This window comes from Alloalcanivorax sp. C16-2, from assembly GCF_046507615.1.
GTDB lineage: Bacteria > Pseudomonadota > Gammaproteobacteria > Pseudomonadales > Alcanivoracaceae > Alloalcanivorax > Alloalcanivorax marinus_A.
Genome location: NZ_JBKFTL010000001.1, coordinates 1,861,285 through 1,879,566 on the forward strand (window position 1 = coordinate 1,861,285; position 18,282 = coordinate 1,879,566).

Genomic DNA, 18,282 nt, shown 5'->3' on the forward strand with positions numbered 1-18,282 from the left:
ACGGCTATGTTCGATAATGCATCCGTACTGGTTACCGGCGGCACCGGCTCGTTCGGTCACACCTTCGTGCCCATGCTGCTGGAGCGCTATAACCCACGTCGGGTGATCATCCTGTCCCGCGACGAGATGAAACAGTGGGAGATGGCCAAGAAATTCCAGGGCGACGACCGGGTCCGGTTCTTCATCGGTGACGTGCGGGACAGGGATCGCCTGTATCGGGCACTGGACGGTGTCGATTATGTGGTGCACGCCGCGGCCACCAAGATCGTGCCGACCGCCGAGTACAACCCCTTCGAGTGTGTCAAGACCAATGTCATGGGTGCCATGAACCTGATCGACGCTTGTATCGACAAGGGCGTCAAGCGGGTGGTGGCGCTGTCCACCGACAAGGCCAGCAGTCCGATCAATCTGTACGGCGCCACCAAGCTCACCTCCGATAAGCTGTTCGTGGCGGGGAACTCTTATGCCGGTGGGCACGAGACCCGTTTCGCGGTAGTACGCTACGGCAACGTGATGGGCTCCCGGGGCTCGGTGATCCCGTTCTTCATGTCGATCCGGGATCAGGGCACCCTGCCGATCACGGATGAGCGCATGACGCGCTTCATGATTTCCCTGGAGCAGGGCGTGGAGCTGGTCTGGCACGCTTTCGAGGACATGGAAGGTGGAGAGATCTATGTTAAGAAGATTCCCTCGATGAAGGTCACCGATCTGGCTCGTGTGGTGGCGCCCGAGGCCCGCCAGGAAGTGGTCGGCATCCGCCCCGGAGAGAAACTGCATGAGCAGATGATTGGTGCCGAGGATGCCTATTACACCTATGAATACCCGGAGCATTTCAAGATCCTGCCGGCTATCAATAACTGGGACAAGGATGCCAACCGCATCAAGCAGGGTAAGAAGGTGCCGGAAGGCTTTGTCTATTCCAGCGACAATAACCGCGAATGGATGAGCGACGATGAACTGCGTGCCTGGATCGACACCAATCGGGAAAAAATCGGGAGCATCTGAATGATTCCCTACGGCCGCCAGGATATTCGCCAGGCAGACCTTGACGCCGTGCGCGAGGTGCTGGAGTCCGACTTCCTTACCCAGGGGCCGGTGGTACCGCGCTTTGAGCAGGCCGTGGCCGACAAAGTGGGCGCCGCTCGCGCAGTGGCCGTGAACAGCGGCACTTCCGCCTTGCATCTGGCCTGCCTGGCCCTGGGTCTGGGGGAGGGCGACCGTCTCTGGACCAGCCCGATCACTTTCGTGGCGTCCGCCAATTGCGCACGCTACTGCGGCGCCGAAGTGGACTTCGTCGACATTGATCCACGTACCTATAACCTCTCCGTGGCGGCGCTGGCGCGCAAGCTGGAGCAGGCCGAACGGGACAACCGCCTGCCCAAGGTGGTGGTGCCGGTGCACCTGTGCGGCCAGTCCTGCGATATGGCCGGCATCGCCAAGCTCGCGGAGCGGTACGGGTTCCGGGTCATCGAGGATGCCTCCCACGCGGTGGGCGGTCGCTACAAGGGCGACTACATCGGTAACGGTCGCTACAGCGACATCACCGTGTTCAGTTTCCACCCGGTGAAAATCGTCACCAGCGCCGAGGGTGGTATGGCGCTCACCACCGACGCGGCGCTGGCCGACCGTATGACCCGGTTGCGCGAACACGGGATCACCCGCGACCCGCAAGCCATGGTCGGCGAGCCGGATGGCCCCTGGTATTACCAGCAAGTGGAGTTGGGGTTCAACTACCGCCTCACCGAGATACAGGCCGCTCTGGGGCTGTCGCAACTTGCCCGCTTGGATGAGTACGTGGCCCGTCGCGAGACGCTTGCGCAACGCTATGACGAGTTGCTCAAGGCATTGCCCCTGGAGCGCCCCTGGCAGCACCCGGACGCTGTTTCCGCCCGGCACCTTTACGTGATCCGGGTTCAAGCCGGGCGTCGCCGCGCCGTCTTCGAGTCCCTGCGCGCTGCTGGCATCGGCGTCAATGTGCACTATATACCGGTGCACACCCAACCCTATTACCGGGCCCTGGGTTTCAGCGCCGGCGACTTCCCGGAAGCGGAGCTTTATTACTCCGAGGCCATCAGCCTGCCGCTCTTTCCGACCCTTGAAGAAGCGGACCAGGGCCGGGTAGTGGCGGCGCTCAAGGAGGCGTTGTCGGCATGAGCGTGGCGATCATCCCGGCCCGGGGCGGTAGCAAGCGCATCCCCGGCAAGAACATCAAACCCTTCCAGGGCCGGCCGATGATCGCCTGGTCGATTCGCGCCGCCCTGGAAAGCGGCTGCTTCCAGCGGGTGATCGTCTCCACCGACGATGAAGGCATCGCCAAGGTGGCCCGGGAGTGGGGCGCCGAAACCCCGTTCATGCGTCCGCCGGAACTCGCCGACGACCACACCGGCACCTTGCCGGTGATTGCCCACGCCCTGGAATGGCTGACCGATCACGGCGAGACCGTGGAAACCGCCTGCTGCCTTTACGCCACCGCCCCATTCGTGCGCCCCGAGGACTTGCGCGCCGGGCGCGACCGTCTCGATCGGGGCGACGTGGACTATGCCTTCTCCGTCACCCGCTATGCCTTTCCGATTCAGCGCGCCTTGCGCGTCACCCCGCAAGGCCGGATAGGCATGTTTCAGCCGGAGCACTTCTCCACCCGCTCCCAGGACCTGGAAGAGGCCTGGCACGACGCCGGCCAGTTCTATTGGGGGCGAGCTCTTGCCTGGCGTGAGCAGCGTCCGCTGTTCAGCGAGGCGGCGGCGCCCATTGAACTGCCCCGCTACCGGGTCCAGGACATTGACACCCCGGAGGACTGGGAGCGTGCCGAGTGGCTGTTCAAAGCCATGCGTGACGAACAACTCGGTCGCTCATCATGAATTCCCTGGCGGCCTCACGATGCGTGCTGTTCCGCGCTGACGCGGGCCTGATGATCGGTAGCGGGCATGTGATGAGGTGTTTGACTCTGGCAAGCGCCATGCGAGAGCGGGGCACGCGATGTGTGTTCGCGTGCCGGCCACGGGATGGCGATATGATCGCCGCGCTTCGCGACCACGATTTCGAGGTTCATGAAGTGGTGACGCCAGGGCGCGGTAATGAATCCGGGCTTGCCCATGCCGATTGGCTCGGCGGCCACTGGGAAGATGATGCAGCCACCGTGGGTGCATTGGTCAAAGAACTGCGTCCGGACTGGTTGGTGGTGGACCACTATGCGTTGGATCATCGCTGGGAAGAAAGAGTGCAGGGGGAATGGCCCTCGATGCGCGTTCTTGTGGTGGATGACCTGGCGGATCGTAGTCACAGGGCGGATTTGTTGCTTGATCAGAATCTCGGCCGGACATCGGCCTGTTACGCCGCCCTGGTATCGCCGTCTTGCCATTTTTTGCTGGGGCCGCGACATGCGTTGCTGCGCCCGGAATTCGCTCTTGCACGTGAGGCCAGCCTCGCCCGGCGCCGGGGTGTTGTCTCTCTCAACCACATCCTGATTTCCCTGGGTGGCGTCGATCAGAATAACGCTACCGGCCGAGCTCTAGACGCCTTGTCGCGTTGTGACCTTCCCGCAGATTGTCGTATCACGGTGGTGATGGGTGCCGCAGCTCCCTGGTTGCAAGAAGTTATTGGCCTCGCGGAGTCACTGAGCCGGCCCACCGAGGTGGTAGTGAATATTAGTGACATGGGGCGCAGAATGGCCGCTGCCGACCTGGCTATTGGAGCCGCCGGCAGTACCTCCTGGGAGCGCTGCTGTCTAGGTCTGCCCACTCTGATGGTGGTGCTCGCCGACAATCAGTTATCCATAGCGAAAGCTCTGGATAGGCTGGGGGCGGCCATCGATCTCGGGGCACCGGATCAGCTCAAGACGCTGCCCGCGCGCTGGCCGGCTCTGACGGACGAGGATACGCTGCGGGCTATGTCGGAGTCGGCCGCGGGGGTCACGGACGGGTTGGGCGCCGAACGTGTCATTCGTGCAATGCAAGGAACCGGATCATGAAGGTGAGTTTGCTGTGCAGTAGCGCGGACCACCCTGTGAATGCCTGGCTGGAGCGCTGGGTGGCCCGCCGTGGGAGAGATCACGATGTGGCTCTTTACCGGGACAAGAGCGAGTTGCCGGGTGGGGATGTGTTGTTTCTGGTGTCCTGCTCGCAGTTGATCGGCGCGGAGCTTCGGGCCCTCTATCGTCATACCCTGGTGCTTCATGCCAGCGACCTTCCCCGGGGACGGGGCTGGAGCCCGCATATATGGGCGTTACTGGCCGGCGAGGATCATTTCATGGTGACCTTGCTGGATGCGGAGGCCGCCGTGGACAGTGGTGCGATATGGGCTCAACGGCAAGTCCCGGTGCCTGCCCACGCCCTTCATAATGAAATCAATGCGCGCCTGTTCGAGGCGGAGCTGGCCTTAATGGACGAGGGGCTTTCCATGGTCGCCGCTGGTCGGCGACCCCGGCCGCAAGATTCGGACATCCCACCCACGTATTATCGTAAGCGAACGCCGCAAGACAGTGAGATCGACCCGCATCGATCCCTGGCGGAGCAGTTCGATGCCATCCGCGTGGCCGATCCGGAGCGCTACCCAGCATTTTTCCGACTCCATGGGCATACCTACACGCTGGAGCTAAAAAAGGTGGACGACGATGACCTCGATCAGCATTGACGGACGACGAATCGGGCCGGATTTCGCCCCTTACATCATCGCCGAGCTATCCGCGAACCATAACGGTGACCTTGACAAGGCGTTGCGCCTGATTGACGAGGCCGTGGAAGCCGGCGCCGACGCCGTCAAGATTCAGACATACCGACCGGACACTATTACTCTGGACAGCGACAAGCCAGATTTTCAAATCACCGGCGGTCTCTGGGAAGGGCGCACATTGTATGAGCTCTACGAGTGGGCTCACACGCCCTGGGAATGGCACAATGCGTTGTTCGAGCATGCCCGTGAACGCGGCATTACGCTGTTCAGCTCACCATTCGACACCACCGCCGTGGACTTGCTTGAGGACCTGGGCGCGCCGGCCTACAAGATCGCATCTTTCGAAGCGGTGGATCTGCCGCTGATCGAATACGTGGCGGCCACCGGCAAGCCAATGATCATTTCCACCGGCATGGCCGACGAAGAGGAAATCCGGGAAGCCATTGATGCCGCCCGGGGCGCCGGCTGCACCCAGTTGGCGGTGCTGCACTGCGTGAGCGGTTACCCGGCGCCGGCGGAGGACTACAACCTGCGCACCCTGGCGGATATGCGCGAGCGTTTCGGCCTGGTTACCGGCCTGTCCGATCACACCCTGGATAACACCACGGCCATCGCCAGCGTGGTATTGGGCGCCAGCCTGATCGAAAAACACTTCACCCTGGACCGCAGTGGCGGTGGCCCGGACGACAGTTTCTCCCTGGAACCCGCCGACCTGGCCGCCCTGTGCCGGGACAGCAAGACCGCCTGGCGCGCCCTGGGCGAGGTGGACTATGGGCGCAAGTCCAGCGAGCAGGGCAACGCGCAGTTTCGGCGCTCGTTGTATTTCGTGAAGCCCCTGCGCCGGGGCGATACCCTCACCGCCGACGCGGTGCGCAGTGTGCGCCCGGGCTATGGCCTGGCGCCCAAGCACCTCAAGGCGCTGCTCGGGCGAACCCTGAGCCGGGACGTGGACGCCAACACGCCGGTGGATTGGGACGCGGTGGAGCCTTGAGAGCCGCTCTTCGCGCCGCGCGGGCCGTGCTGCGCCAGGAACCGGAGTGCTGGCTGGCCTACCTGCACGGCCGTCAATTGGAGAATCTGCCCCACCTGACCCGCACTCCACCGCGTCAGGTCGGGGCCTGGCGGCGGGTGCTGCTGGCGCTGCGTTTCATGGTGCGTGATACCCGGCCCGGCGCCGGGCCCGCCGGCAGGGCACGCTATCTGTTCTATGCCGGTTCCGCCAATCAGGCCCACGCCCTGGAAGGCACCCTGACGGCACTGCGGCGGCGCGGCGAGGAGGTCGTGGCCCTGGGGCATCGCAGCGCTGGCGAAGCCTTTCCCTTCCGCCCGTTCAGCGTCACCGATCTGCTCGGCGGGCTGTGGTTGTTGGCGACCCGGCTGCCGGTCCTGTGGCGTCAGACCCGGGAAGCTCACCCTCTCACCCGGGCCTGGTATTTCGATTTGCTCTGCCGGTGCCCGATTCTGCTGGTGCATTTTCACCGGCTGCTGCGCCGGCACCGGCCGGCGGTGGTGGTCACATCCAACGATCACAGCGTGGACAATCGCTGTCTGCTGGCCGTGGCTCACCAGTTGGGTATCGCCACGGTGTACTGCCAGCACGCTTCGGTGAGCCCGCTGTTTCCCGCGCTTAGGGTCAACGTGGCCCTGCTTGACGGCGCCGCCGCACTGGACACTTACCGTCGCTGCGCGGTCAACCGCCCGCCGGGTCCGTTCAGCGCGCCGCGTCCCTGTGTGTTTCTTACTGGCCAGAAGAAGGCGCTGCCCGCCCGGGCTTCGGGCCCGGGCATTGGCATCGCGGTGAATACCCTGGATGACACCACCCGGGTGCGGGCTCTGCTGGAAAGCCTGCGTGGCCGGCCGGTGATTCTGCGCTGGCACCCGCGCCAGGCCGCGGAGCAGGTGGCCGATTTCAAACGTATCCTGGCGGATACGGGGGGCGATTTCAGCGATCCGTCGGAACAGCCGGTAGGCGATTTTCTCTCCCGGCTGCGTGTTCTGATCGCCGGGGATTCGAGTATCCACCTGGAGGCCGCCCTGGCAGGCGTGCGCCCTCTGTATTATCCCATTACGCCCACCGATACTGACGACTATTACGGCTACGTGGCCGCCGGCGTGGCTAACCGGGCCCGAACCCCGGATGAACTGATCGCCTGGCTGGACCAGAATCGGTCACGGCCCGGCGCGGACGGCGACAGCCCGGTGCGCCATTACAGCCACACCTTCGGCACCGAATGGGAGGGGCGCGAGGGCGAGTTGGCCGCCGATATTCTCCAGACCATTCCGGACGCGGACCGTTACCCGGACCTGTTCGGTTACCAAGGCCCGCTCCGGTCCTGAGACCGGGTTCGTTGACTCCCCCCGACCGGCGCGGCATCTTGGCAAGCGCCATGACTCCTTACTCTTCGCGCCTTGCCGGCGATCCCGCCCGTTTTCTCCCGGTTCTTGTCGGGTGCCTTTGTTATGGCCTGCTGATGGGCGCGGCGAGCGCCGCGGTGCCTTCCCTGGAGCTGTGGAGTCAGGATGCCCGCTACCCGCTGGCGTCGTTGGAGCATTCCTCCGGTTTCGTGGCGGCGCCGCCCGGGGTGGCGCTGGCGGACGCTCCGGCCAGCCCGCCGGTGGGGCGCGCATTCGGGCTGGCGCCGGATTTCCGTCAGCATCCTCGCTACTGGCTCTACACCCGTGTGGTGAACCGTTCCGAGCAGCGCGACTGGGTGCTGCACGTGAGCAACTTCGGCTTTCGTCAGCCCGGGGTGTTGCTGCTGGACGAGGACGGCGGGCGCCGGCGGCTTGGGTTCGAGCGTACCGGGCCGGGCGGCGATGCTCACATCAATGTGCTGGGGCGGGCGGTGGAGCTGACCCTGGCGCCGGGGCAGGCCCGGTCCCTGGTGGTGGAGCTGAGCGCGACGCATCCCACCTGGCATCCCTATGTCGCGGTGATGAGCGCGCCGGAGTATCAGAGCTGGAGTACCGGCTTGAACATCGCCTTCCTGGTGGCGGTGGGGGTGATTGTCGGTCTGGCGGCGTTGGCGGTGGTGTGCGGCGCGCTTACCGGTGAGCGTGCGTTTTTCTGGGGCGCGCTGTCGTCGTTGCTGATGCTGGCCTATTACCTGGAGCACAGCAGCCTGCCGGCGTTGCTGTGGCGCTCGGACTATCACAAGGGCGGACTGTTCTGGCTGCTGGTTTCCTCGGCGCTGCTGTCGCAGCTGGCATTCGCCGCCAGCTTTCTGCGCGTGGCGCGCGGGGGCGGCTGGTACCGGGCCTTTCTGGGCGCTGGGCTGCTCACCTTGGTGGTGGGGGCGCTGGCGTTGACGGTGCCGTTCGAGGCGCGGGTGTCCTTGTATGTCTTTAACTACGTGATTTTGGCGGTGGTGATCCTCGGTTCCGGCATCGCCCGGGTGCGTGCCGAGGGGCGCTATTACGTGATCTACCTGCTGGGCTGGTTCCCGCTGGTGCTGTCGCTGCTGCAGGTGGCCGTGGTGATCCAGGGATCGTCGGCGCCGGCTCGGGTGATCACCGAGTCCTACAAGATGGTGAGCGTGCTCTACATTCAAATCCTGCACATGTTTCTGCACGCGATGGCGTTGATCCTGCGGGTGCGGGCGCTGCGCGAGGAGAAGCTGCGCGCGGAATTCCTGAGCCGGTCCAAATCCCGCTTCATTGCCCAGAGCAGCCACGATCTGAGCCAGCCGTTGCATGCCATGGGGCTGTTTCTGGGGCACCTGCGGCCCTATGTGCGCGATGCCGAGGGGCGCGGCATATTCCTGCGGCTGAAGGCCGCCCACCGGCGCATGAGCGGCTCATTCCAGTCGATCATGGATCTGGGCAAGCTGGAGGCCGGAGCGATCCGGCCGGTGTCCCGGGCGATGCCGCTGGCCCCGCTGTTGCGGCGGCTGGCCGACGAGTACCGGCCATTGGCCGAGGACAAGGGCCTGCGGCTGCGCCTGCGTGCCCGCGCCGTCACCGTGCAAAGTGATCCTGAGTTGTTGGAGCGGATGCTGCGCAACCTGATCGGCAACGCCATTAAATACACCGACACCGGCGGTGTGCTGGTGGGCGTCCGCCAACGGCGGGGGCGGGTGGTGATCCAGGTATGGGACAGCGGGCGTGGCATCGGTGGCGATGCCCGCGAGCGGGTGTTCGACATCTATCAGCGTTCCGACCAGGGCGGCGGGGAAAAGGGCGCCGGCATCGGCCTGTCCATCGTCAAGCATCTTGCCGAGTTGCTGGATCATCCGCTGAGCCTGGTCTCGGCGCCGGGCCGGGGCAGTTGCTTCGCGGTGGCGTTGGCGCCGGCTTCCGCGCCGCCGGCCCGGGAGCCGGGGCCGGACCATGGCGCGCCTCGCGTGCTGCTGGTGATGGTGCCGGGCCCGGCCCGGGATGCACTCGCCGCGCGCATGGAGCGGTGGGGCTGCCGGGTCACCACGGCGCTCTCCCTGACGTGCGCCCGGACGGCGCTGGCCGAGGGCGCGCCAGCGGCCCTGGTGCTGTGCGAGCCGGCTTGCCTGGATGGCAGTGTGTCCCTGCCCGGCGACCCGCTGGCGGTATGCCTGGGAGAGCCCGAGGGCGGTGTGCCGCCGGGCTGGCTGCTGCTGGACGCCACGGCACCGCCGTCGCGGTTACGAGCGCTGCTTAACGCGGCGTTGCGTCGCGCCGACCCTCCGCCGTCCGCGGGTGAGCCGGCCATGGGAGCAGCCGATGACGGTTAGCATACTGATCACCGAGGATCACGAGCTGTTCCGCGATGGGCTGAGACGGCTAGTGGAAGAGGCGGCTCCAGGTGCCCGCATCATCGAGGCCGGCGATTACGCCGCCGCCCGCGCCGCCCTGGCGGCCCATCCTGATCTGGATCTGCTGCTGCTGGACATGCAGATCCCGGGCACCCGGGGCCTGGACGGCCTCAAGGCGATCAAGGGTGACCATCCGGCGCTGCCGGTGGTGGTGATCTCCACGGTGGATCATCAGGCCAGCGTGCAGGGCATGCTGGCCGCCGGTGCCGACGGCTTCATCGGCAAGGCGCTCCCCAAGGCGGTCATGATCCAGGCCCTGCACGCCATCCTCGACGGTGAACTGGTGGTGCTCGGCGCCCGTGAGGCGGACCGCCCGGTGACCCTTTCGCCCCGCCAGTCCGCCACCCTGGAGCTGCTTGCTCTGGGCCTGCCGAACAAGGAAATCGCCACCCGGCTCGATATCGCCCCGGCCACCGTGCGCGAGTATGTCTCCGACCTGCTCGCCCTGTTCGAATGCGACAACCGCACCCAGGTCGTCCTCAAGGCCCGCCGCCTCGGCTTCATCCTCGACTGATCCCGCGGCGTCGTGGCGTCAGACGTCGCCAAGCATGATCTCCCAGGCGTCCTGCAGCTCGCCGATGGCGCGCTCATCATGGAAGATCGCGCCGTTGTGTTCGCGCAGGGCGTCACGCCAGTACTGGCGCAGCTCCGGGTCGCCGGCGATGCTCACCGCCAGCTCCACATAGTGCTCCGGGTCCCGGGCGATCAGGCCGGTCAGGCCCATGCGCCGGTACAGGCCGCCGGTGAAGGCGCCGCGCAGCAGTGGCGAGGGCAGGGTGATCAGTGGCAATGCCATGCCCAGGGCGTCGAAGCTGGTGTTGGCGCCGCTGTAGTGGGGCGGGTCCAGGGCCACGTCCACCACGTCCAGCAAGCCCAGGTAGCGCTCCCGGCTCTGCCGTGGCAGCAGGATGATGCGCTCCGCCAGAGCGCCCAGGCGTCGTTGCAGGCGCCGGCGCAGGGGCGCGCTCTCGGCGCCTTCCAGGCTGCCGATCAGCAGCACCCGTCCGCGCCGGTCACGTTCCAGGATGGCCGCCGCCAGCGGGTCGAAATCCGGGTGGATCTTGCGCGGGTTCTGCGCGCACAGATACAGACGCCCGCCGTCCGCCAGGCCGAAGTCGGCCCGCGTCATGGGCCGCTCCGGCGGCATCGGCGGCTCGGCCCAGGTGAACATATTGCCGGGCATGGTGAGCAGGGTTTCCCGGTACAGGTCCTGGGCGTTGTCCGGCTCCGCCAGGTCCGAGGACAAAAAGAAATCCATGCCCGGGATGGCGCTGGTCAGCGGCCAGGCCCAACTGGTGTATTGCAGGGGCGCCGGCCGGAACCAGGGCAGGAAGTAGTTGAACGAGTCCGAGCCCACCTCCCAGTGGTAAAGCAGATCCAGCCGCGCCGCGCGCAGTTGCCCGGCGGCCTCATCCACCCGCGGGCTGAGCGCCAGCCAGTGGAGGCCATCGTCGCCCAGCGCCGCCCGGGTCCGGTGGAGGGCGGGGCGGGTCACCGCCACCACGATCTCGAAGCGTTGCCGGTCCAGGCGCGGCAGCACCTCCCGCACGCTGCGGATAAAAATACCCTCGTGCCCATGGTTGACCACGAAGCCGATGCGTCGGCGCTCGCCGCCGGAGCGCGGCGCCGGCGGCTCGAAGGCCGGCAGGCGCGGCGCCAGTAGGTCGGCGTGGGCGGTTTTCAGGGCGCGGTCGGCGCGGCCCTGGTACATCAGGGTGGGTGGCGGCTCGGCGCCGCTCAGGTGCAGCAGGGCCGGGTCCAGCTGGCCGGGCCGTTCCCGCCAGCGCCCCAGGGTGGCGGCGTAATCGTCCCGCCAGGCGTCGATGGCGGCGTTGTCGTCGAACACCTCCGGGCGCAGCAGGTCCGCGTGCAGGGCGTGCCACCAGTGCGCCGGGCGCAATCCGGCCACGCGCCGGTAGGCCGTGGCGGCCTCGTCCACGCGGCCCTGGCGTTCCAGGGCCACGGCCAGGTTGAGATGAGCATCCGGGTAGTCCGGGTTCAGCGCCAGGGCGTCGCGCAGCGGTGCCTCCGCCTCGCCGGGGCGCAGCAGCAGAATCAGGGCGCTGGCCAGGTTGTTGAGGGTGCGGGGTTGGCGTGCTGGCGGCAGGTGCTGAAGCGCGCGCCGGTAACTGGCCACGGCGTCCTCTTCGCGGCCGCTGTCGAGCAGGGCGTTGGCCTGGTTATACCAGCCGTCGCCATGGTCCGGCTGGCGGCGCAGCGCCTCGCGGTACACCGCCAGAGCATCCTCCAGGCGGCCAGCGCCGCGCAGGGCCAGGGCCAGGTTGAAGCGCGCCACGGGCAGATCCGGCAGCCGCGCCACCGCGTTTTCCAGCACCGTCACCGCCTCGTCGAAGCGGCCCAGCCGGCGCAGAATCTCCCCGTGGTTGATCACCGCCGCCGGCACCTTGGGGTAGCGCGCGGCCAGCGGCGCCAGCAACGCCAGGGCCTCCTCAAGCCGGCCCGCGCCGGCGTGGTCCAGGGCGCGTTTGAGAATGTGTTCCGGGTTTTCGTTCATGGGCGGCCACTATACCGTCATCCGCGATTCCGCCGCCTCCCGAACAACACCAGAGCGAGCAGCGTAAGCAAACCGGTGGAACCACCGCCGCCACCACCACCGCCGCCGCCATCCCCGGGCGCGTCTTCCACGCTCAGGGTGCGTGCCCGCAGCGTGGAAGGGCCACCATCCTCCTGGGCGAACCACACCACCGTGGCGGTGCCATCGCCGAGCACCACCTCGGTGTTCAGGGAATGATCCACCGCTTCCGGAATGGTGGAGGTCGCCACCACCGCCGCGCCGTCGCCCAGGGGCGCGCCATCGCGGAACGCCATCACCCGGCTTTCGCCGCCGTTTTCGTTGGGCAGGGCCTGGCTCCAGCCCACCACCACCAGGCCGTCGCCGTCGGAGGCCAGGGACGGCCCGCCGGTATCCAGGCCGCCGGTTGGCACCGCCAGCGTCTCGCCGGCGGTGCCGTCGGCGGCCCAGTGCCGGCCCTGCATGGTCAGGGTTTTGACATGGTCCGGCCACACCTCCTGGGACCACATCGCCAGGAAGCCGCCGTCCTCATCGGCGGCCAGGGCCGGCTGCCTCTGGTCCAGGCTGAGGCCCGCTTCGCTACCATCATCCAGGCGGAACGGCTCGGCCTCCAAAGCGGTACCGTTGAGATTGAATCGGCGCCCCAGAACCACATCGCCGCCGGCCGACGAAACATACGCGGACCAGGCCGCCATCAGGGTGTCGCCTTGCAGCGCCAGGGCCGGGGCTCCGTTCTGCGCCTCGCCAAGAGTGAAGAAGTCGCCCATCGCCGTGCCGTCCGCGTTGAACGCCAGCGCCCGGTATTCCGGCGCCGCGTCTTCGTGGTGCCAGGCCAGCAGGAAGCGACCGTCCGCGTCCATGGTGACGGCGGGCAGGCATTGGTCGCCACTGCCGGCGTTCACGTAATTCTGCTCGTCGGTCAGCGAGCCGTCCCCGGCGATCCGCGAATAGGACACAGCAATACAGTCGTCGTTCAGCGCGAGGGACCAGGCCGCCACCAGATCGCCGTCGTCGTCGGCGGCCAGAGCCGGGTCGCGCACGTCGATGGAGGAGGCGTTGCCCGCGTCCAACGACATCACATCGCCGAGCAGGTCGCCGTCGGCCTCAAAGCGCCCCAGTTTGATGATCTCGTGGTCTTCGTCATCGGCCTCGTACCACAGCACCGCGAAGCGACCGCCTGGCAGGGCCGCCACCTCGAAGTCCTCGATCTGGTAGCCCTCCGGCGCGGCGTACAAATCCACCGTTGGAGCGGCGTCGTCGAGCAGCGAAGCGGCGCCCACCGGCGCGCACAAAACGGCGGAGCACACCGCCACGGCCAGCGGCGTGCGCTGGAAATTCAAGTAAGACACGGAAATTCACCCCCGGAGTAAGGTTGCAAAAACACGCTTACTCTAGAACCGCCCCCGCGCCGGCAGTACCCGACAAATGTCGGGTGCATTGTTACAGGACATCCTGCGGATACCGCAAGCCATGCTTTGTCGTCCGTGAACGGCGAGTAGGATGAAAAGGTATATCCTGGAATTGTTGTCAATTGACAACAAAAGGGGAGAGAGCGATCCTTTGCAAGGAGGCGATGTGAGCCGGAAAAAGCACCCCAAGCGTGTATTGGAGCTTTCTGTTCGTTACGCGGAGCAGCATGGATGGCGTGTCAGTATTTGGTCGACGCCGGCTAATCCGGAAGCGCATGCCCGGGCTTTACGCAGGGCCGTGGATGGTTGTCTGTACAGGCGGTCAGGAGCAGATGATGACGATGTATGAGTTTCAGGTGCATTTCGAGTTGCCATTGGAGCAGCCGGATTCCGAACAATGGCTGGATGCTCTCTTCGAAGCGGGATGCGACGATGCGATCGTGGGCTTGGCTCGGCCCGGCTATTTATCGTTGGATTTCAGCCGCGAAGGTGAGCAAGCCATGACGGTCGTTCATTCCGCCGTGCGGGATGTACAAACCGCGATCCCGGGGGCGCATCCACAATCCGTCGGCCCTGATCTGCTCAACCTGTCAGGCATCGCCGAGTGGTTATCAGACAATCGCATTGCCATCACGCGACAAGCAATGCGCAAGTATGCGTCGGGGGAGTTGCGCCGCTCTCGTTCACGCTTTCCGGCGCCGAGAGTCTTTGATTCCGTGCCCCTATGGCATGCCCATGATGTTCTGGCATGGATGGAACAGAACGGAAAATTAGTGAAGGCCGATCAAGCGGCGGTGAAAACGATGCTCGATCTTACCGGGGTCAGTAAAGCCATCAATGCAGCTGCGGAATTCCTGAGATTGCGGGCAGGAGATCCGGTGTTGGCGGAGCAGGCCTGGAACATCATGGAAATTCAGACGGCGTTACGGGCTCATTCGGCGGAAGGTTGACGCCCCGGCGGTTGCCATTGGTGGGCGCCGACGCCGGGGGCAAGAATCCGGCGGTAAGCAGGGGCGGCAGGGCGGTGGTGATATCGCTGCTGCCGCCACTGGCTCGTGTACGGTTCCGGGCCGCGACGATGCTACCGGCGGGTCCGCCGCCCCGCCATCAGCAACATCAGGCCAAACATCCCGAGGAAGTTAGCCCCGCCGCCACCACCACCGCCACCGCCCGCTGCCGGATTCGAAGCCGCCTCCGGCAGCGTCAGCGAGCGTGCCCGGATGCTGTACTCCAGATCGGCGTTCTGTTCGTACCATACGGCGGTGGCGGTGCGGCCGCTAAGCACCACCTCCGTGTTCGGCGAGTAAAAATAATCCCCCTGGGTATAGGACCCGACGGTAACGGCGTCATCGCCCAGGCGTTGACCGTTCTGGAAAGCCGTGACCCGGCTGAATCCATCGGCGTGGTCGAGACGTGCGCTCCAGCCCGCGAGGATCAAGCCTTGCTCATTGGTGGCCAGTGAAGGGGCAACCGCGTTGCCTCCCAGGGTTTCCATACCATCGCCGCCTATATTGTCATCGCTGAACACGAGCTCCGCGCGGGCGGTACCGTCGGCGGCCCAGCGCTGGCCGTGCTGGCTGTCCACGAGCTCATCGTTGAGGGCTCGCGTCTGGTGCCACATGCCCAGGAATCCGCCGGCGGGGTCCTGAACAAGTACCGGTGAGGTTTGAATCACGGCGTGGTCCGGGGCGCCGTTATCCAGGCGGAAATTCGCGTTGCCCAGGGCGGTGCCGTTCTGATTGTAACGGCGTGCCATTACCGGGTAGTCCGGCCCGACATCCGCGGTCCAGGCCACAGCCAGGGTGTCGTCCCGCAAGGCGAGAGCTAACCCTGGAAAGATGGCGAGCGCTGGCGCCACCTCGAAGGACGGGGCGATGGTGGAGCCGTCGGCATTGAACGTCTGGACCACGTACGCCGGAGAGTTGGCGGCTGATTCATGGCGCCAGCCGAATGCGTAGCGACCATCGTCGTCCATTGTGACCCGAACCTGGCAGTCACTTCCGGAGCCGGCATCATGGGACAGGGACTGTGGACTTGCGATGGTGTCGTCGGCGTCGACGCGAGTGTAGCCCAGAGTGCCGCAGCCGCCATCGTTGAAATCCCAGGCCACGACAAGGTCGCCGTCGTTGTCGGCGGCCACCACCGGGTTGTTTGGACCGCCGCTAGAGGACGGAGAACCGGACAAGAGTTCCAGGACGTCGCCCTCGGCGTTGCCGTCGGCGTCAAAGCGAGCAAGCCGCACGTGGTAAAGGCTCGTGTCGCTGTCGTACTCGGACCAGACCAGCGCGAACAGGCCGTCGGGCAGGCCGGCCACGTCGAAGCCGTTAATGCTGATGGCCTCGGTCGGGGCGTACAGCTCCACCATCGGCGAGGCGTCGTCGAGCAAGGAAGCGGCGCCTGCGGGCGTGGACAAAACGGCGGCGCCCACCGCCAGGGCCAGCGGCGTGCGTGAAAACACGGGCAGTGACATGAGAATCCCCCTCAGGATCAGTGTTGTTATGAGCGGGGGATGGTGGCAATAAATTGCACAGGTGGCGGTTAACCGGTGCACGGTTTTGGGGCGCCTTGATGAGATCGCAACTGAAGCGGAACGCCGCCCGGCCGCTCCTACAACAGTAGATCGCGGTAGAAGCGGCTTCAGTCGCGATGGCCCGGCGAGCGCCGGGCCGGGAGGGGGTTACCGTCGAACGCGGCGGCGTAGGGCGAGCAGGCCCAGGCCGAGCAGGCTGAGCAGGCCGGTGGTGCCGCCACCGCCGCCACCGCCGGAGCCGCCGTCATCGGAGCCGCCGTCGTCACCGCCACCACCTTGGGCGTCGGACACATTCAGCGAACGGGCTTCCAGGGTCTGCCCGTCGGCGCCGTACCAGGCCACCAGGGCGGCGGTGCCATTGAGGGCGACGCGGGGCGCGCCGTCGGTGCCCAGAGCGGCCAGGTCGGCGAACTCCCAGTCCAATTCACCCAGGCGCTGGCCGTTGGCGTCGAAGGCGATGGCCCCGGCCTCGGGTGCCTGGCCGGCGGGCTGGTAGCTCCACACCGCCACCATCTGGCCGGCCGCGTTGGTGGCCACGCCGGGCTTGCTGAAACCTTCCTCCGCCTCGGCGGCCAGCAGCAGAGCGTCACCGGCGCTGCCGTCGGCGGCCCAGCGCTGGGCGCGCAGGGAATAAGCCTCGCCCGCCTCGGCGTCCGGAGCATGCTGGCGCCAGGCGCCCACAAAGCCGCCCTCCCGGTCCCGGGCAATGATGGCGCCGGATTGGATCACGCCGTCGCCGAAGTCGGTGTCGTTGTCCAGGGCCACATTGCTGTACTGGTCGCTGCTCAGGTTGATGGATGAGTTGCGCAACAACTGGGCCCGCTCGCCGCCGAGGAAGGCGATGGCCACGGCGCCTTCGCCCTGCAGGCTGGCATGGCCCAGCCGTACCCCATTGGTGGAGGCGTAGCGGTAGACCTGGTCGCTGATCGGGGTGCCGTCCGCCATGTAGGGGCGCAGGCCCAGTTGTTCCATGGGCTGGCCGTTCATGACGCTGGTCCAGGTCACCAGGAAGTCGCCGTCATCGTCCATGGCCACGTCCAGGGCGCAGGCCCCCATGACGTAATTCTGGTAAGGCACCGCTGGCTCCGCCACGGCGTCGCCCGCGCTTACCCGGGTGAAATGCAGGCCACCGCCGCATTCCTCGGGGAACTGCGAGGTACTGCTGCTCTCCCAGCCCACCACCAGATTGCCGCTCTGGTCGGCGGCCACGGAAGGGCGGCCCATGCTGCGCGAGCTGGCCTGTTCATGGACCAGGAAGGCATCGTCCAGCGGCTGGCCTTCGTCGTCGTAGCGGCGGGCCATCAACCGATCCTGGGCGCTGTCGTCGTGCTCGGCCCACACCGCCACGAAGCCGTCCGGCGTGGCGGCCAGGTCGAAGCCGGTGAAGGTAACACTGCCGCTCAGAGCGCGCAGGGTGAGGGTATCGTCGGTGGCGGCGCCGGCCGGTGCCGCCAACACCAAGGAGACCGCCGCGGCCAGAGGCGCGCGCCGGAAGTAAGGCAAGGACATGAGAGTTCCCCGAAACAAACATATATCGTTGCGGGAGCCGCGATCCTTGCCCCCGCGCGAGGACAAGACGTTACCGTGAATCCGCCGATCGCGCGGTTAACCGGCGCACGCTTCCGGGGACCCCAGCATGCGCCGGATCAAAACGGTTACCTGGGCGAGCGCCTGATCCTCACTCATCTCCCCATGGGGGTTATACCAGTACGCCATGCGGTCGCACTGGCTGAGCACGGCCAGGGTCACCACCTTGGGGCTGACGGGACCGTCATCGGGTACGTAGTCGCGTACCAGATCCTGCACCTGATGGCGGTAGCCCGCCATGCGCTCGCTAAAATGGCGGGCGGCGTCGTCGGGAAGGAACATGCGCGCGAACTGAGGGTCGATCAGGCGGTCGTTGGCGCGGGCGATGAGCCGGTGGCGCATCTTATAGCGCGCATGGCGGTCGATCACCGTGAAAAGGCGTGATCCCCGGGGCACCGCCTCAATCCCATCGAGAATATAGGAGAAAAAATCGTCCATCCCCAGATCGATGGCTCCGACCAGGAGCGCTTCCTTGGAGGGGTAATAGTTATAGAGCGTGGGCGCCTTGAGACCGACCCAACTGGCCAGTGTGCGCATGTTGAGATTCTCGTAGCCCCGCTCCGCGAACAGGGCGATGGCGGCCACCAGAATACGGCTTTGCATGGTGCCGCCGCCCGCGCGCCGGGAGACCTCTTCAAGATCCTTCTCGATGTTCTCGCCCAGGTAATGCGGGGTGCCGCTGTCCTCGGGCAGCCGCGCGCCGTTGCGCGAGCGTCGTGTCGTGGTTCGTGTCATGGCGCCATTCTTGGTGAATTCGTGGTAAAAATC

General features: G+C 66.2%; 15 protein-coding genes. 10 read left to right on the top strand and 5 right to left on the bottom strand.

Translation table 11 applies throughout. The features are described from left to right. Window positions 1-6 precede the first annotated feature (6 nt). From pseB to ACLD02_RS08660, 9 genes are all read left to right on the top strand, one after another. A complete protein-coding gene (pseB, locus tag ACLD02_RS08620; RefSeq protein ID WP_203100822.1) occupies window positions 7-1,005 on the top strand; it encodes a UDP-N-acetylglucosamine 4,6-dehydratase (inverting) in 999 nt (332 codons plus the stop codon). Continuing rightward, window positions 1,006-2,154, top strand: a complete 1,149-nt coding sequence (pseC, locus tag ACLD02_RS08625) for a UDP-4-amino-4,6-dideoxy-N-acetyl-beta-L-altrosamine transaminase (protein ID WP_203100831.1) — start codon at window positions 1,006-1,008, stop codon at window positions 2,152-2,154. Continuing rightward, on the top strand, window positions 2,151-2,858 hold the full coding sequence (gene pseF / locus ACLD02_RS08630; protein WP_410298455.1) for a pseudaminic acid cytidylyltransferase: 708 nt from the start codon (window positions 2,151-2,153) through the stop codon (window positions 2,856-2,858). Before pseC ends, pseF begins: the two co-directional genes overlap by 4 nt. Beyond that, complete coding sequence (gene pseG / locus ACLD02_RS08635; protein ID WP_410298456.1) at window positions 2,855-3,967, top strand: UDP-2,4-diacetamido-2,4,6-trideoxy-beta-L-altropyranose hydrolase; 1,113 nt, start codon at window positions 2,855-2,857, stop codon at window positions 3,965-3,967. Before pseF ends, pseG begins: the two co-directional genes overlap by 4 nt. Then, window positions 3,964-4,629: a formyltransferase family protein gene (locus ACLD02_RS08640; RefSeq protein WP_410298457.1), complete on the top strand. Its 666-nt coding sequence runs from the start codon at window positions 3,964-3,966 to the stop codon at window positions 4,627-4,629. The genes pseG and ACLD02_RS08640 overlap by 4 nt, the downstream gene beginning before the upstream one ends. Continuing rightward, a complete protein-coding gene (gene pseI / locus ACLD02_RS08645; protein WP_410298458.1) occupies window positions 4,610-5,659 on the top strand; it encodes a pseudaminic acid synthase in 1,050 nt (349 codons plus the stop codon). The genes ACLD02_RS08640 and pseI overlap by 20 nt, the downstream gene beginning before the upstream one ends. Further along, on the top strand, window positions 5,656-7,005 hold the full coding sequence (locus ACLD02_RS08650; protein WP_410298459.1) for a hypothetical protein: 1,350 nt from the start codon (window positions 5,656-5,658) through the stop codon (window positions 7,003-7,005). Before pseI ends, ACLD02_RS08650 begins: the two co-directional genes overlap by 4 nt. A gap of 134 nt (window positions 7,006-7,139) precedes the next feature. Continuing rightward, window positions 7,140-9,374 carry a sensor histidine kinase gene (locus ACLD02_RS08655; RefSeq protein WP_410298460.1) on the top strand — a complete coding sequence of 745 codons (2,235 nt, stop codon included), beginning with the start codon at window positions 7,140-7,142 and terminating at the stop codon, window positions 9,372-9,374. After that, entirely contained in the window at window positions 9,364-9,969 is a 606-nt protein-coding gene (locus ACLD02_RS08660; protein WP_410298461.1) for a response regulator, read from the top strand. Before ACLD02_RS08655 ends, ACLD02_RS08660 begins: the two co-directional genes overlap by 11 nt. Window positions 9,970-9,987: 18 nt before the next feature. Here the strand turns inward: ACLD02_RS08660 and ACLD02_RS08665 are convergent, their stop codons facing one another. Further along, window positions 9,988-11,970, bottom strand: a complete 1,983-nt coding sequence (locus ACLD02_RS08665) for a tetratricopeptide repeat protein (RefSeq protein WP_410298462.1) — start codon at window positions 11,968-11,970, stop codon at window positions 9,988-9,990. A 17-nt stretch (window positions 11,971-11,987) separates the two neighbouring features. Continuing rightward, window positions 11,988-13,337, bottom strand: a complete 1,350-nt coding sequence (locus ACLD02_RS08670; protein WP_410298463.1) for a GlyGly-CTERM sorting domain-containing protein — start codon at window positions 13,335-13,337, stop codon at window positions 11,988-11,990. 392 nt (window positions 13,338-13,729) lie between these two features. On the opposite strand from ACLD02_RS08670, the gene ACLD02_RS08675 reads away from it, so the two are divergent. After that, window positions 13,730-14,347, top strand: a complete 618-nt coding sequence (locus tag ACLD02_RS08675) for a hypothetical protein (protein ID WP_410298464.1) — start codon at window positions 13,730-13,732, stop codon at window positions 14,345-14,347. Between the two features lie 131 nt (window positions 14,348-14,478). Here ACLD02_RS08675 and ACLD02_RS08680 read toward each other — a convergent pair whose 3' ends face one another. The 3 genes from ACLD02_RS08680 to ACLD02_RS08690 all read right to left on the bottom strand — a co-directional run bounded on the left by ACLD02_RS08680 (window position 14,479) and on the right by ACLD02_RS08690 (window position 18,249). Further along, window positions 14,479-15,867: a hypothetical protein gene (locus tag ACLD02_RS08680; RefSeq protein ID WP_410298465.1), complete on the bottom strand. Its 1,389-nt coding sequence runs from the start codon at window positions 15,865-15,867 to the stop codon at window positions 14,479-14,481. Window positions 15,868-16,074: 207 nt separating this feature from the next. Next, a complete protein-coding gene (locus tag ACLD02_RS08685) occupies window positions 16,075-17,436 on the bottom strand; it encodes a GlyGly-CTERM sorting domain-containing protein (protein WP_410298466.1) in 1,362 nt (453 codons plus the stop codon). A gap of 96 nt (window positions 17,437-17,532) precedes the next feature. Beyond that, window positions 17,533-18,249: a TetR/AcrR family transcriptional regulator gene (locus ACLD02_RS08690; protein WP_203100859.1), complete on the bottom strand. Its 717-nt coding sequence runs from the start codon at window positions 18,247-18,249 to the stop codon at window positions 17,533-17,535. Between the last annotated feature and the right edge of the window lie 33 nt (window positions 18,250-18,282).